General features: G+C 59.6%; 13 protein-coding genes. 1 reads left to right on the top strand and 12 read right to left on the bottom strand.

The window, feature by feature from the left end; translation table 11 throughout:
• From arnA to arnB, 3 genes are all read right to left on the bottom strand, one after another.
• Positions 1 to 1434: bifunctional UDP-4-amino-4-deoxy-L-arabinose formyltransferase/UDP-glucuronic acid oxidase ArnA (arnA, locus tag ACX3YD_RS31760; RefSeq protein ID WP_458962051.1), on the bottom strand; the 1434-nt coding region annotated here is incomplete at its 3' end.
• Positions 1431 to 2450 (bottom strand): undecaprenyl-phosphate 4-deoxy-4-formamido-L-arabinose transferase, encoded by a 1020-nt coding sequence (gene arnC / locus ACX3YD_RS31755; RefSeq protein ID WP_103403068.1) that lies wholly within the window; start codon positions 2448 to 2450, stop codon positions 1431 to 1433. The genes arnC and arnA, both read right to left, overlap by 4 nt.
• Entirely contained in the window at positions 2447 to 3595 is a 1149-nt protein-coding gene (gene arnB, locus ACX3YD_RS31750) for a UDP-4-amino-4-deoxy-L-arabinose aminotransferase (RefSeq protein WP_458962050.1), read from the bottom strand. The genes arnC and arnB overlap by 4 nt, the downstream gene beginning before the upstream one ends.
• Positions 3596 to 3975: 380 nt before the next feature.
• Here arnB and ACX3YD_RS31745 point away from each other — a divergent pair, with 380 nt between their 5' ends.
• Positions 3976 to 4914, top strand: coding sequence for a site-specific integrase (locus ACX3YD_RS31745; RefSeq protein ID WP_103403070.1), 939 nt, complete (start codon positions 3976 to 3978; stop codon positions 4912 to 4914).
• Between the two features lie 16 nt (positions 4915 to 4930).
• On the opposite strand, the gene ACX3YD_RS31740 is transcribed toward ACX3YD_RS31745, so the two are convergent.
• The 9 genes from ACX3YD_RS31740 to ACX3YD_RS31700 form a co-directional block, all read right to left on the bottom strand.
• Positions 4931 to 5995, bottom strand: a complete 1065-nt coding sequence (locus tag ACX3YD_RS31740) for an ABC transporter ATP-binding protein (protein WP_458962049.1) — start codon at positions 5993 to 5995, stop codon at positions 4931 to 4933.
• The gene (locus tag ACX3YD_RS31735) at positions 5992 to 7590 is read right to left on the bottom strand and encodes an ABC transporter permease (RefSeq protein ID WP_103403208.1); all 1599 of its coding nucleotides are present in this window, start codon (positions 7588 to 7590) and stop codon (positions 5992 to 5994) included. The genes ACX3YD_RS31740 and ACX3YD_RS31735 overlap by 4 nt, the downstream gene beginning before the upstream one ends.
• Positions 7591 to 7593: 3 nt before the next feature.
• Complete coding sequence (locus tag ACX3YD_RS31730; RefSeq protein WP_458962048.1) at positions 7594 to 8607, bottom strand: iron ABC transporter substrate-binding protein; 1014 nt, start codon at positions 8605 to 8607, stop codon at positions 7594 to 7596.
• Positions 8608 to 8917: 310 nt separating this feature from the next.
• Positions 8918 to 10576, bottom strand: coding sequence for a lipid IV(A) 4-amino-4-deoxy-L-arabinosyltransferase (arnT, locus tag ACX3YD_RS31725; RefSeq protein ID WP_458962111.1), 1659 nt, complete (start codon positions 10574 to 10576; stop codon positions 8918 to 8920).
• Positions 10577 to 10797: 221 nt separating this feature from the next.
• A complete protein-coding gene (gene pmrG / locus ACX3YD_RS31720) occupies positions 10798 to 11472 on the bottom strand; it encodes a lipopolysaccharide core heptose(II)-phosphate phosphatase PmrG (RefSeq protein ID WP_458962047.1) in 675 nt (224 codons plus the stop codon).
• 299 nt (positions 11473 to 11771) lie between these two features.
• Positions 11772 to 12317 carry a PqiC family protein gene (locus tag ACX3YD_RS31715; RefSeq protein ID WP_458962046.1) on the bottom strand — a complete coding sequence of 182 codons (546 nt, stop codon included), beginning with the start codon at positions 12315 to 12317 and terminating at the stop codon, positions 11772 to 11774.
• A gap of 17 nt (positions 12318 to 12334) precedes the next feature.
• The gene (locus ACX3YD_RS31710) at positions 12335 to 14011 is read right to left on the bottom strand and encodes a PqiB family protein (protein ID WP_458962045.1); all 1677 of its coding nucleotides are present in this window, start codon (positions 14009 to 14011) and stop codon (positions 12335 to 12337) included.
• Positions 13992 to 14648: a paraquat-inducible protein A gene (locus tag ACX3YD_RS31705; protein WP_458962044.1), complete on the bottom strand. Its 657-nt coding sequence runs from the start codon at positions 14646 to 14648 to the stop codon at positions 13992 to 13994. The genes ACX3YD_RS31710 and ACX3YD_RS31705 overlap by 20 nt, the downstream gene beginning before the upstream one ends.
• Positions 14645 to 15241: a paraquat-inducible protein A gene (locus ACX3YD_RS31700; protein ID WP_458962043.1), complete on the bottom strand. Its 597-nt coding sequence runs from the start codon at positions 15239 to 15241 to the stop codon at positions 14645 to 14647. Before ACX3YD_RS31700 ends, ACX3YD_RS31705 begins: the two co-directional genes overlap by 4 nt.
• Between the last annotated feature and the right edge of the window lie 36 nt (positions 15242 to 15277).

The following is a 15277-nucleotide window of genomic DNA, read 5'->3' as shown; positions in this document are numbered from 1 at the left end:
AACCGGAACGCGGTCCAGCAACTGCTTGGAGACCGAGTAGATCCAGCGCTGCTTGTTGATCGGGCCAACGATCAGGTTCGAGGCGTCTTCGTCGAAGTTCTTGTCCTGGCACATGCCATAGACTTCCGACGTCGACGGGAAGATCACGCGCTTGTTGTACTTGACGCAGTAGCGCACCAGCTTAAGGTTTTCCTCGAAGTCCAGTTCGAACACGCGCAGCGGGTTGCGGGTGTATTCGATCGGGGTGGCAATGGCCACCAGCGGCAGGACCACGTCGCACTTCTTGATGTGGTATTCGATCCACTCGGAGTGAATGCTGATGTCGCCTTCGACGAAGTGGAAGTTCGGATGGCTGCGCAGACGGTCGATGGCGTCGGAACCGATGTCCAGGCCATAAACCTCGTAGCGATCATCACGCAGCAGACGCTCGGACAGGTGGTTGCCGATGAAACCGTTGACGCCGAGGATCAGCACGCGGGTGCGACGCGGGGCGCGGCCGGATTCGGCACCGCGCAGCACGGAACCGTCCACCAGACCCAGCTCGTTGGCCAGTTGCGGGCCGCTGAGGTACAGGCCGTTGTCGTTGCGCTGACCGGCGGTGATCACCAGCGAGTCTTCGCCACAGGCAATGCGCAGCGGATCGACACTGATTACTCGGCCCGGGGCCTGGCCTTCATTGCCCTTGGCCACTTCGGCACTCCAGACAATCAGCTTGTGCTCGCCCACCGCGCAGAACGCGCCCGGATAAGGCTGGGTCACGGCCCGAACCAGATTGAACAGTTCTTCCGCCGGTTTTTGCCATACCAGCTTGCCGTCGGCTGGTGTGCGGCGACCGAATACGCTGGCCTTGGATTCATCCTGCGGGGTTTCAGTGACTTTGCCTTGCAGCAGCAACGGCAGGGTGTCGCGCAACAGGTCGGTGGCGGCCTGACGCAATTTGCCGTGCAGGCTCAGCGCGGTATCGCTGCGTTCGATCGAAACGGCGCGCTGGGCGAGAATCGCCCCCGCGTCGGCGCGCTTGACCATGCGATGCAGGGTCACGCCGGTTTCGGTTTCGCCATTGACCAGCACCCAGTTGGCCGGCGCGCGGCCACGGTAGCTTGGCAGCAACGAGCCATGCAGGTTGAATGCACCTTTGCGTGCGGTGGCCAACAATGGCTCGCTCAACAGGTTGCGGTAGTAGAACGAGAACAGGTAGTCAGGGTCGAGCTTGCTGATACGTTCGATCCACAGCGGATGGTTGGCGTCTTCCGGTGCATGCACGGTAATGCCCTTGCTCGCACACAGTTGCGCAACGGAACCGTAGAAGGCGTTTTCCTTGGGGTCATCGGCGTGGGTGAATACGGCGGCGATTTCGATACCGCTGGCGAGCAGGGCTTCAATACCGGCACAACCGATATCGTGGTAGGCGAAGACAACAGCTTTTGCGCTCATGGGTGAACCCGATCAGAAGAAGTGGAGGTGAGGCCATCGATGGTGGCAACGGAAACAGGAGAGGCAGGCTGACTACGCAGCACCTTTTCGATAAAGAAACGCGGGCGGGCACGGACATCGCTGTACATGCGGCCCAGGTATTCGCCCAGCAGGCCCATGCCGATGAATTGCCCGCCGGTGAACACGAACAGCACGGCAAACAGGACAAAGGTGCCACCGCCGGCCCAGCCGGCACCGAATGCCAGACGCAACACGATCAGGGCGAAGGCGAAGAGTACGCCGAGGCCCGCCATCGCGAAGCCGACGATGCTCAGCAGGCGCAGCGGCGTGGTGGTCATGCAGGTCACCAGATCGAACATCAGGTTGATCAGGCGCATGGGGCTGTATTTGGATTCGCCGTGTTCGCGCTCGGCGTGGTTCACCAGGATTTCCGTGGTGTGACGGGCGAAACTGTTGGCCAGGATCGGGATAAAGGTGCTGCGCTCGCGGCAGGCCAGCATGGCGTCGACGATGGTGCGTCGGTAGGCGCGCAACATGCAGCCGTAGTCGCTCATGGCCACGCCGGTGGAGCGTTGTACGGCGAGGTTGATCAGTTTCGATGGCCAACGGCGCAAGGCCGAGTCCTGACGGTTGTTACGCACGGTGGCGACGACGTCGTAGCCCAGTTCAGCCTGGGCCACCAGACGCGGGATTTCTTCGGGCGGGTTTTGCAGGTCGGCGTCGAGGGTAATCACCACGTCGCCCTTGCACTGCTCGAAACCGGCCATGATCGCCGCGTGCTGGCCGTAGTTGCGGTTGAGAATGACCGCCACTACCGGGCTGTCGGGGCGGGAGGCGGCTTGTTCCAGAATATGCGCGGAGTCATCGCGACTGCCATCGTCGATCAGTACGATCTCGTAGGGGTGGTGCAATTGCTCGCACGCCGCTTCGGTGCGGCGCAGCAATTCCGGCAGGCTGTCTTCTTCGTTGTAGACCGGAATCACGATCGAAACGAAGTTGATTGGGTAAGGTCTCACAGGCGTGTGTCCAGGCAGTTTTCTATGGCGCCGACAACGCGCTCGACGTCATCGGTGGTCATGTCGGGGAACAGCGGGATCGAACACAGTCGGGCCGAGTTCCATTCGGTATTGGGCAGGTACAGGTCAGGGTAACGCTGGCGATACCAAGTATGCAGGTGTGTCGCGATGAAGTGAATGCCGGTGCCGATGTTCTGTTCCTGCAGGGCTTTCATGAACGCTTCGCGGTCGAGGCCGCAGCGCTCGGCATCGATACGCAGAATGAACAGGTGCCAGGCGTGTTGCTGGGCATGGGCCGGAATGGCCAGCGGTTGCACCGGCAGGCCTTCCAGGCGTTTCAGGTAGGTGTTGGCCAGCAGCGTGCGCTTGGCGTTGATCTCGTCCAGCCGTTCCAGTTGGACCAGCGCGATGGCGGCATTGATGTCAGCCAGGTTGTACTTGAATCCCGGCTCCATGACTTGCGCCTGGGGCTTGCGGCCATGGGTAAGGCGGTCGTAAGCGTCGACACCGAGGCCATGGAACTTGAGCATGCGTACCCGCGTGGCCAGGGCTTCATCGTCGGTCACGAACATCGCGCCTTCGGCACAGGTCATGTTCTTGATGGCGTGGAACGAAAAAATCGCGGTGCCCCGGGCACCGACATGGCGGCCTTTATACCGCGTACCCGCCGCGTGGGCGGCATCTTCGATCACGGTGATGCCGTGCTTGTCGGCGAGTGCATACAACGGATCGAGATCGAACGCAGCGCCGGCGTAATGCACGGGAATGATGGCTTTGGTACGCGGGGTGATCGCCGCCTCGATGCTCGCCACGTCACTCATCAGTGTGTCACGGTCGACGTCGACGAAAACGGGAGTCGCACCCAGCAGGCTGATCATGTTGGCGGTGGACACCCAGGTTTGCGAGGGCGTAATGACTTCATCGCCCGGGCCGATGCCCAGTGCCAATAGAGTGATATGCATTCCGCCCGTGGCCGAGGACAGTGCCACGGCATGACGGCAACCGACATAATTGGCGAAGTGTTCTTCCAGCGCCTGGTTTTTTGGCCCCGTGGTAATCCAGCCCGAGCGCAGGACTTGTTCTACCGCGGCAATTTCCTCATCGCCGATACTGGGACGGGAGAAGGGAAGAAAAGCCTGACTCATGCGCACCTCTTGGCGGAAAAAAAGTGTAGCCGTTGAGGCTAAAAAAATGGACCCGGTCGCAGTCTAGACGCAAAAAAACGTCAACGAGTTACTTAAGATCGGTGAGAAATACCGCCCGTTGACTTTTTCTGCAACGGTCGGCAAGTTGGAAAAATGCCGAGGGTCGCCAGAGCCGCATGAGGGTATGCCCGATTTTGTGAAAGGAACATGAAAAAACGGTCGGCGAATCGTTTATCTAAAAGCTATTAAGCGACTGTTCAGACTTTTACGGTTTCTCGCTGCTTTTAACAGAAAAGTCTGACAGAAGTCTCGCACTGTATATGGTCTGTTTTCCATCCTTAGTTGTTTCGTTGAATTGTTTTCATTCAAGGCCGTTTCGTTTGATTGACTTACCTGTTGTTGACTCGAATATTCCCAAGACCAATCCACTGACGCTGTATCTGGCGAGACTGGCGCCGTCCAGCCAATTGACCATGCGTTACGTCCTGCAGGACGCTGCCGATCGTCTTGACTTCGAAGACGTGAACATCGAAGAGATCCCTTGGCATCAATTGCAACCTGAAGATGTAATTGCGCTGGTCGCCACCCTGCGCGCCGATGGATACGCACCGAATACCTCGTCGCTGTACGTCAATGCGGTACGCGGTGTGATGAACGAGGCGTGGCGCATGAGCCTGATCAGCCAGGAACACTTGCTGAAAATGCGTTCGGTCAAGGGCATCGCGGGCACGCGCCTGTCCCAGGGACGCAATCTTCGCCGGACGCTGATCCAGGAACTGATGGAAGTGTGTGCCGCCGATCCACGACCGCAGGGCCTGCGTGACGCGGCGATCATCGGGATTCTGTACGGCTCGGGAATGCGCAAATCGGAATCGGTGAACCTGGACTTGAATCAGATCGACTTCACCGAGCGCAGCCTTCGGGTCACCGCCAAGGGCAATAAACAGTTAATCAAGTACGCCCCGGCCTGGGCCTTCGCCAAACTCGACGCCTGGCTGGAGCTGCGCCGATCACAGTTGAAGGAAGGCGAGGCCGACGACACCTTTCTGTTCAACCGCATACGGCGCGGCAGCCACATCACCCGTGAGCGCATTACCAAGCATGCGATCTATTACATCGCCCGCCAGCGGGGCGCCCAGGTGGGGGTGAAAATCATGCCCCATGACTTCCGCCGCTCGTTCATCACCCGGGTCATCGAGGAGCATGACTTGTCGATTGCCCAGAAACTCGCCCACCACAGCAACATCCAGACCACGGCCAATTACGATGTACGTGACGACAATGAGCGGCGCCGGGCGGTCGATCGCTTCGACCTTTGAAGGGAAGGGTGAACGGTCAGCTCAGGACATGGGCGTGACCGATGGTCGAGACTTGAACGGTACTGCCAGTCGGTGGCGCGTACAGGCCGGAGCTGCGCACCAGCAGTGATCGACCTGGCGCGTCGTCGGCGTTCAAGGATTGCAGCTCCACGGTCAGCGTACAGGTGTTGCCGCTGAAATCACGCTCGGTCACCACCGCGTTGCAACCGGTAACCTCTGTCGTGTTGGGCACGACGCTGGCCAGCTGCAATTGCTCGGGCCGCAGCATGATTTGCGCCGAACTGTTGTTGCGGTGGTTGTTGACCGGAATCCGACCCAGATCGCAATGGGCCCAGCCGGCCTCGATTCGGGCGGGCATGACCACGGCGTCACCGAGAAACAACGCGGTCTCTTCATCCTCGGGATAGCGGTAAAGGTCCAGGGGATGTCCGGACTGCACCAACCGCCCATTACGCATGACCGCCAATTGATCGGCGAAGGACAAGGCTTCGCTCTGGTCATGGGTGACCAGAATGGTGGTCACGCCGGCGTCCGCCAGCAATCGCGCGACCAGTTTGCGCATGGCGGCGCGCAAGCCGGTATCGAGCGCTGAAAAAGGTTCATCCAGCAGCATCAGCCGCGGTTGCTGGGCGAGGGCACGCGCCAGCGCCACCCGTTGTTGCTGTCCACCGGACAGCTCATGGGGCCAGCGGTCCGCCATGCGCGCGTCAAGGGCAACGCTGTCCATCAATTCAGCAATGCGTTCTTGCCGTTCGCGGCCTTTGCTGGCCAGCCCGAAGCCGATATTGGCGGCCACCGTTATGTGCGGAAACAGGGCGCCGTCCTGTGGGACATAGCCAATCAGGCGTTGGTGCGCCGGCACCTCGTGGGTGCTATCGACCAGCGTCTGGCCGTTGAGCGAAAGGCGGCCGGTATCGGGAAATTCGAAGCCGGCGATCATCCGCAGCAACGTGGTTTTGCCCGACCCCGACGGGCCGACAATCACCGTGCGGCTGCCCGTCGGCACCGACAGGCTGACGTTATCCAGGGCCCGGTGGGAACCGTAGGATTTAGAGATCGAATGCAGTTCTAGAGCGTTCATCGGCCAGCCGTTTTCTTGGATTGGTGATAAAGGAGCCCGGTCAGCGGCAGCGACAGGACAATCATCAGCAGCGCGTAGGGCGCTGCGGCGGCGTAATCGATTTCGCTGGTCATGGCCCAGAACCCAGTCGCCAGCGTGCGCGTACCGTTAGGGGCGAGCAGCAGGGTGGCGGTCAGTTCATTGGTGATCGCCAGGAACACCAGCGCGGCGCCCGCCGCAGCACCCGGAGCGGCCAGGCGCAGGGTGATCAGCCACAGGGCCCGGGCGGGCGAGCGGCCCAGGCTGCGGGCCATGTTTTCCAGTTCAACCGGCGCCTGGGCGATACCGGCACGCAGGCTCACCAGGGCGCGAGGCAGGAACATCAGCAGGTAAGCCAGCAACACCGTAATGGTGGTCTGGTAAATCGGCCGGGCAAAGTGGATGGTCGCCGTCACCAATGCCAGCGCCACGACGATCCCTGGCAGCGAACTGGTGATGTAGTTGCAGCCTTCCAGCAGCCGTTGCAGGCGGCCCGGTGAGCGAATCGACAACCAGGCAATCGGGATCGCGGCGCAGGTGGTCAGTGCCGCCCCCGCCACGCCCAACAGCAGCGTCTGTTCCAGCGCCGGGAGTAGCTCAGGCAAATCCCAGACCTGGGCGCCACCGGCAATCAGCCATTTACCCAGGGTGAACAACGGCACGCCCAACGCAAGGGCGCAGGTGATGATCTGCAGGAACAACGCAAGTGCCTTCAAAGGCGCGCTCAGTTGCACCACCCGTTGCTCCCGGGCACTGCCTGAACCGACACGGGCGTAACGCGCATGGCCGCGCGCGGCCGATTCAGCGGTCAGCATCGCCAGGCAGCACAGGGCCAGCACACCGGCCAGCAAGTTGGCGGCAGGCCCGTTGAAGGTGGACTTGAACTGATCGAAGATCGCAGTGGTGAAGGTGTCGAAGCGGATCATCGCGTACAGGCCGTACTCGGCCAGCAGGTGCAAGCCGACCAGCAAGGCACCGCCGCAGATGGCCAGGCGCAATTGCGGCAGCACCACGCGGAAAAACACTGCCCAGGGCTTGAGCCCGAGAGACTCGGAAACATCTTCGATGGCCGGGTCGAGTCGGCGCAGCGTCGCGGCCACCGGCAGGTAAAGAAACGGGAAGTAGGCGATGACCGACACCAGCACCCCGGCGAACAAGCCGTGTATCGGCGGCACCAGGCTGACCCAGGCGTAACTGTGAACGAAGGCCGGCACCGCCAGCGGCGCGGTGGCCAGCAACGACCACCAGCGTCGTCCCGGCAAATTCGTGCGTTCTGTCAGCCACGCCAGCGCCACCCCCAGAGCAATACACAAAGGAATGGTGATAACGACCAGCAACACGGTATTGACCAGCAATTCGCCGACGCGCGGCCGAAACACCAGTGGCACCAGGGTGGACCAGCCGGTCTGCAGATAAACGCCGACGACGAACGCAATGGGGAGCAGCGCCAGCAGGGAAACCAGCACAGACAAGCCGATGACCCACGCGCCGCCACGGCTCGCGAACCGGCCACGTGATCGGCGACGCAGGTGGGTGGGTATCGCCTCGGCGATACCCACCGGCAGGGTTTCAGGCAACAATTAAAGTAGTCCGGCCTGAGTCATGAGCTCCACGGCTTTCTTGCTGTCGAGTTTGGAAGCATCGACAGTTGGCGCGTCAAGCTGCTGCAAAGGCACCAGTTTTGGGTTGGATTGAGCATTCTTGCCCACGGCGTATTCAAACGAAGTGCCGTTCTTGAGCGTGTCCTGGCCTTCCTTGCCTGTCACGTACTTGAGGAATGCCTGGGCTTGTTCCTTGTGTTGGCTGGAGGCGAGGACGCCGCCGCCCGAGATGCTGACAAAGGCACCCGGATCCTTGTGTTTGAAGTAGTGCAGAGCGGTGTTCTTGCTGTTCTCACCGGTCTTGGATTGATCGACCAGACTGTAATAGTGGTAGATCACGCCGCTGTCGATCTGCCCGGCATTGACCGCCTTGAGCACCGAACTGTTACCCCGGTAGGCGGTGAAGTTGGTTTTCATTGCCTTGAGCCATTCAAGGGTCGCGGCTTCACCTTTCTGCTCCAGGATGGCGGCGACGATGGCCTGGAAGTCGGCACCGCCCGGCGATGCGGCCCAGCGGCCTTTCCAGGCTGGCGAGGCGAGGTCCATGATCGATTTCGGCAGTTGTGTTTCCGGCAGCTTGCCCGGGTTGTAGACGAATACGGTGGAGCGTGCGGCGATCCCGACCCATTTGCCGTGGGCCGGGCGGTAAGCGGAGTCGACTTGTTCCAGGGTGGTTTTATCGACGGGGGCGAACAGACCCGCGTTATCGACCAGGACCATGGCTGGAGAGTTTTCAGTCAGGAACACATCGGCTGGCGACGCGGCGCCTTCCTGCACGATCTGATTGCCCATCTCGGTGTCATCACCGTTACGCAAGGTGACGGGAATACCGGTTTCCTGGGTAAAGCCTTCGACCCATGCCTTGGTCAGGCCTTCGTGCTGCGCGTTATAAACCACGATACCGACGCTGTCGGCTGCATACACGTGACCGGCACTCACCAGGGCGGTGGCCAGCAGGGCTTTTTTCAGGAATGACGGCAAACGGGAAATCATGCGGTGGCAGCTCCGGCTTTTAAGGATCGAACACGTAGAGTTGACGAGGATAGGGCGTCGCTCAGTGTAGTTCAATAGGAATCATTTGCATGTTTGGCGGGCGAATGTAGTGCAGAGAATGAGAAAAAAACGTCAATAAAATCGTTAATTCCTGTCATTTTACGCTTCAGCGAAGGCCGGTAACGGCTCAAGCGCGGGCTTCTGCGCAAAGGGTTCGCGCAGCGTTGCCCTGGACCCGAAAACCAATGCACCCCTGACGCAAAAAAACCGAGAACCCGTCGAGGGTCTCGGTTTTTCACATCAATCGCCGTCAGGGCCTGATTTGCGGGAAGATCAGCACTTCCAGGTTGCCGCGTTGAAAACGCTGGCCGTCGATGGGCAGTAATTCGACTTCCTGAATTTCATCGACACTGTTGACCCGCATCACCACGCCGACCGAACCCTTTTTGCGCGCCTCGGTCATCCACTGCCCGACGTTTTCCTTGGTTACCTTGCGCGAAGCCATGGCCGGGTCTTCGAGGCCGTATTTCAACTCGCCGATGACATTGTAGAGATCGACCTGCGGTCGTTTGACCAGCCAGGACAGCGCCGAGGCCGCACCCAGGTCATTGCTGAGCAATGACGTGGTCTGCTTCAGGCTGTCCAGGTGCTCGGCGATAAACCGGTCGGGCATTTTGCTGTCGACAATCTGGCTCGGCATGGCGGCCGGCAGCAGCGCGACCAGCAGCCAGATGCCAAGTGCCGGCATTGCCCATAGCTCCAGGGGGCGCAAGATCTGCAAGGCGTTGGCGATGATCCAGCCAACCAGCACGATGTACACCATGGACAGGCTGAACATCTCGGTATTCGCGTAGATTTCTCTGGTTGCTTGCAGGTAGAGCAAAGCCAGCAAGGCGCTGGTGGCAATGACGACGTTGAGCCAGCCGTTGATGCGAATCGTCCGGCCTTGCGCATGGGCCAGCAACTCGGTCACGGCATGTCCCATCAACAATGCCAGCGGCAACAGGCACGGCATGATGTAGGTCGGCAGCTTGCCGCTGCTCATGCTGAACACGGCCAATGGCAACAACAGCCAGAGCAGGAGAAAAGCAAAGACCGGTTGGCGTTTGTTCTTCCATGCCTGGATGAAGGTCGTTGGCAACAACGCAGCCCAAGGCAGGCTCGAAACCACCATCATTGGCAGGTAGAACCACCAGGGACGAGCGTGTTGTGCGTTATCGGCGGCGAACCGGCGCACGTGTTCGTTCCAGAAAAAGAAGTTCCAGAAATCCGGCTCTTGGTGGTGGATGGCAAGCACCCAAGGCAGGCACACGATGACCGCAACGAGCACCGCCAGTGAGCCGTAGCCCAACAATTCCTTGAAACGGCGCTGCCAGAGCATATAGGGCAGGGCGATCAGCGCTGGCAACAACCAGGCGAGAAACCCCTTGGTCATGAAGCCCATGCCGCAGGCAAAGCCCAGCAATGCCCAGGCCCCCAGCCGACCACGGCTCGTGCGACTGTCGATGGCGAACCACAGCATGACCAGGCTCAAGTTGACCCAGAGCGTAAACTGCGGGTCCAGGTTGGCGTAGCCGGCCTGGCCGGCGATCAGCCCGAAACTCATGTAAAACAGCGCGCACGCAAAACTTTTGCGCGGATCGTTCCACAAACGGCGGCTGATCAGGTAAACCAGCCAGACGCTCAGGCCGGTACTCAACGCCGACGCGATCCGCACCCCGAACAGGTTGTCGCCAAACACCGCCTGCCCGATGGCGATCATCCAGTAACCGGCAATGGGTTTTTCGAAGTAACGGATACCCATGAAGTGCGGTGAGACCCAATTACCGCTCAGCAACATTTCCTGGCTGATCTGGGCATAGCGGGTTTCGTCGGGAATCCACAAGCCATGGGTCATCAGTGGCAGCAGGTAGAACGCCACGAACGCCACAGCCAGCGCACACAGGATCCAGCGCTCACTGAAAAGCATTGGCCGGGAGGCATTACGGGGCAAGCCGTCAACAGATCGGGGTAAGGAAGGGTGGTGCGTCATTGCTCGTCCTTGGTACTCGGAAGTTGCCTGCAAGTATGGGCAGTTTCAGGTTGTTCGCCGACGGTGCAGAACTTATTATGTGTCATTTGGTTTCGGCGAACGCTCAATAAAGGCTAGTGCACTCACAAGTGTGTTCTTAACTAAGCCTGATTGTTGTTTCAGTGTTTTTGATTAGACAGCAAGTGCCAGTCTTCTGCCTTGACAATGCCAACTATCTGAAGCGCCCCATCGTTCGCGATGTGCACGAACAATGAACTGCCATATTCACTGGTTGCGGCATGTTTAAAGCCGGTCTGGGCTTCAAAATCGCTGATGCATCCGCTGTGCGTCACCAGTACCAGATTATGGCCGGCACGCTTGTGCGCCACGACGTCATTGCGCAGGGTACTGCCACAAGTGGCTAGCCAATCCTGGGCCGGCGCGTCTTTGCCAAACATGTAATGTGCGGTTTGCATCGTACGGGTCAGCGGGCTGGAAAAGACATCAGCCTGCGTCATCCCCAGGGCCAGAAAGCCTTGCCCGACCACCTTGGCCGCTTCACTGCCCAGGCGGGTGATGCCGTCAGGCGGCCCCAGGCAAGGGTTGGTTGAGCGGTCACAGCGTTCAGCATGGCGCACCAGAACCACCACTTCGCCAGCGGCCCATTCCTGCAACAGTTGAGTCCTGACCTGCGTTCCGGCGTCCACCAGATTGACCGGGGATTTTTGCCACCAGACAAAACCGGTCACCAGCGCGGCAACCAACAGCACACCACCGAGCGACAGCAACGATATGAGCAGGCGCTTTGCCTGAACGGGGGGCTGCGACCCTTTGTGCGAAAAGCTGTTGATCAAGTTCTTTCCACCTGCAGAGGCGCATTTGAATGTGCTGTTAATGACAGAATTCAAACTGCGCAGAATGATTGCCTCATAACAAAGAGGGCGTTTTAGTCGCGGTGAAAACTAAATCCGTGCAGGTGTCAGGGGGGTGAAATGAATGTGAAAAAAACGCAACGATGCTCAAACGGATAACTTTGTTTGTTATTGGTAACTCTTATCTTTTACCGGGGCTTGAGACACCGTAGAGCTGAGCGCAGATCACCTGGCTCAACGGCGATCCAGTCACCGTTGAGCGCCCAGCCTCTGCCAGGTGATCAGGCTGACGGACAAATCGAGCGGGTACCCGAGGCGGCCTGGCTGATCAGCGCAGCGAGGCGTTTAACGTTGTTCTGTTGTGCCGCCACCAGCTCATCGATGGATGGCCCGGAAGGGGTCTGCAACGTACTGCGACAGGTCATCAGAATCTCCTCGCTGCTACGCAGACGCCATTTCACATCAAGGAGTCCGTACTGGCCGGGGATCGAATCAAAACGCTGTACTTCCAGGCGCACCGAGAGTTTGCGTTGCGGATTGCTGTTGACCATCTGATCAAGCAGGGCACTGCGTAACTCATCCACCAGGCTCGCCCCCCACCACTGGGTTTCGAGGATTGCCATGCCCGTATTGCCCTGGCGCACGACGATCTGCGGACGATCGACCTGAGGCGGAACAATCAGGCTTTCAATCTGGATATCCGTCGTGGTTTTCGAACTGTTGCCCAATTGAGCCGGTGTCAGGGTGTGGAACTGAATCGGATCGCTGCGACAGGCGGCGAGCAATGCCAGCGTAGCGATCAACGCAAATTTCAGTGGAAAAACCATGGTTGATGCTCCTGTGGTCATTTGCTCGGTGGTCCTTGCAGATCCATCGGGGCGGCGTTTTCGGGGCGACCGCGAATCAGGGATTCGGGGTGCCGTCCCAGGTAGTCCGCCAGATCACGCAAGGAACGTGACGTGCGCCCGAGTTCGTTCAGGGTCTGGTCCAGTTTTTCCCGTTGTGGCGAATCATCAGCCAGGGTGGAGTGGGCCGATTGCAGCGTCGAGTTGGCTGTTTGCAGGGTCTTGCTCACGTCCGTAAGCGTGTTATGCACCCCAGGCAGAGTCTTGGCATTGAACTGCCCCAGGCTTTTGCGCAGTTCAACCAGGTTGCTGTCGAGATTGCTGGCAATGCGCTCGATCGGCAGTTGATTGATCTTGGCGACCATGGCTTCGAGTTTTTCCTGCAGTTGCTCGAGGTTGCCAGGAATCGTAGGAATCATGACCGGGCGCATATTGGCATCGAAGGTGACTTTTTCCGCTTTCGGGTAGAAGTCCAGGGCGATGTACAACTGCCCGGTCAACAGATTGCCGGTGCGAGCCTGGGCGCGCAGGCCGTTTTCGATGAAGGAACCGATCAGCCGCACACCGCCGGCTTCATCGTTGGGGTCATGTTTCAAGGCCTTGAGCATTTTCTGGTGAGCCTGACCCAGGCGTTGCGGATAGATCACGATGCCGATATTGACCGGGAAGCTGTGTTTTTGCGCGTCGAAATCGAGATTGACCGAAACCACCTTGCCAATCTCCACGCCCTGGAATTCGACCGGAGCATCAACCTTGAGCCCGCGCAATGCCTGATCGAAGCGCAAGGCCAGGTACTGCGGCTTACCGTTGGGTGGGGCCAGGGCGGTTTGCTGGTCCTCGAACAGTTCGTAGGTGTATTCCTCGGCCGCAGGCTTGTCGTCGGGACTGTATTCAGGCGCACGGAAGGCAATGCCGCCGACCAGCAAGGCGGACAGGGATTCGGTCTTGACCGCGAAGCCGTTGGCGCCGACGTTCACATCGACACCACTGGCATTCCAGAAACGGGTGTTCTCGGTGACGTACTGATCATTGGGGGCGTGGACGAACAGGTCGATGTTCACGCCCTTGCCGTCAGGGTCCAGGGCATAGGCCACGACCTGGCCGACCGGGATCTTGCGGTAGTACACCGGAGAGCCGATATCCAGCGACCCCAGGTCCTGGGTATGCAGGGTGAAGCGCTTGCCGGGCTCGCCGTAGGTGATGGGTGGCGGGTTTTCCAGGCCCTTGAAATTTTTCGCCCGGGCATTGGCCTGGCCGATATCGGCGCCGATGTAATCCCCGGACAACAGGGTGTCGATACCCGACACGCCGCCAGCGCCGATACGCGGGCGCACCACCCAGAATTTGGAGTCTTCGCGGGTGAAGCTTTCCGCCTGCTTGGCCAGCTTGACGGTCGCATTGACGCTTTTCTGGTCATTGCTCAGTTCCACGTCCGAGACTTGACCAATCACCACGTTGCGGTATTTGACCTCGGTCTTGTTCGCCGTCAGGCCGTCACCGGTCTTGAAGGTGATGGTGATGGTCGGCCCTTCCTGCAGGATGCTGTGCACCACCAGGGAAATGCCCACCAGCACCGCGACAATCGGCACGATCCAGACCAGTGACACGCTGAAGCGGCGGGTCTTGACCGGCGCCGGCCCAGGCACCTGTGCCCCGTCAGTGGCTAGTTGCTTCATCCGTGATCTCCTCATTGTGTGGGGCTTGCGGTTTTTCATCCCAGATCAGGCGCGGATCGAAACTCATCGCCGACAGCATGGTGAACACCACCACCAGGCCAAAGAACAGAATGCCGGGCCGTGGCTCGATATCGGCCAGGGCTTGAAACTTCACCAGCGAGGCCACCAGGGCCACCACTATCACGTCGAGCATCGACCAGTAACCGATGACCTCGACAAAGCGATACAGCTGTGATCGTTCCTTGCGCGCCCAGTGGCTGTCGCGTTGCACCGTCACCAGCAATAAGGTAATGGCCACGAACTTGACGCCGGGCACGGCGATACTGGCGATAAAGATGATCAGGGCGATGTCCCAGGCACCGGCCTCCCAGAACTCCAGCACACCGCTCATGATGGTGCTGTCGGCGCCATGGCCGACCATTTTGGTGTTCATCACCGGTAGCAAGTTGGCCGGGATATAAAACACCAGGGACGTGAACAGGTAGGCCCAGGTGCGGGTCAGCGAATTGGTTTTGCGCCGGTGCAGCGGAGTGCCGCAGCGCTCGCATTCGTCGGGCTCGTGGGTCATGTCGCAGGCCAGTCCGCAGCTGTGACACAGGCACAAGCCGAGTTCTCGGGCGACTGGAGGTGTTGTCATAGGATGTCCCACAGTTCGCGAATATCGCGCCCGGCAATGCGGATCATCATCAGGCTGAGGATGGCCAGGGCAAACAGACCGATGCCCGGCAACACATCGAGAAAGCCGGCGAGCTTGATCACCGCGACCATTGCCCCCAACAGGCAGACTTCCAGCATGCTCCAGGGCCGCAGAGTTTCCAGCCAGCGCATGCAGAACTTGAAAGCGGGCGAGCGTCGGCCGGCGAGGGCGAAACCGAGGACCCAGATCAGCAGCAACAGCTGAAAGATCGGTGCGATGATCATGGCGATGGCCGCCACCATGGCGATGAACGTGATGGGCCCCAGACTCAGGGCCATGACCGAATCCCAGAGCGTCGCGCTGTTTTTCAGGCCCTTGAGACTGATGCTCATGACCGGGTAGAAATTGGCGAAAATCCACAGCATCAGCGCGGTCAGGGTCAATGCCAGACGCTGCTGGAGCGTCAAACCGTCATAGCGCTGCAGCACCCCGCCGCAGCGGATGCACAGGGTTTTCTGGTGTTTGGCGAGCGTGACTTTCTCGTACACACAGTCGCAGTGCTCGCAAATGATCAGTGGGGCAGTCGTCGCCATTGGCCAAGCTCGACAGGAGGCAGGAATGAATGAGCA

Source organism: Pseudomonas fluorescens group sp. PF-1 (assembly GCF_054481335.1).
The sequence above is the reverse complement of the archived record's forward strand: the minus strand, read 5'-3'. Positions and strand labels throughout refer to the sequence as shown.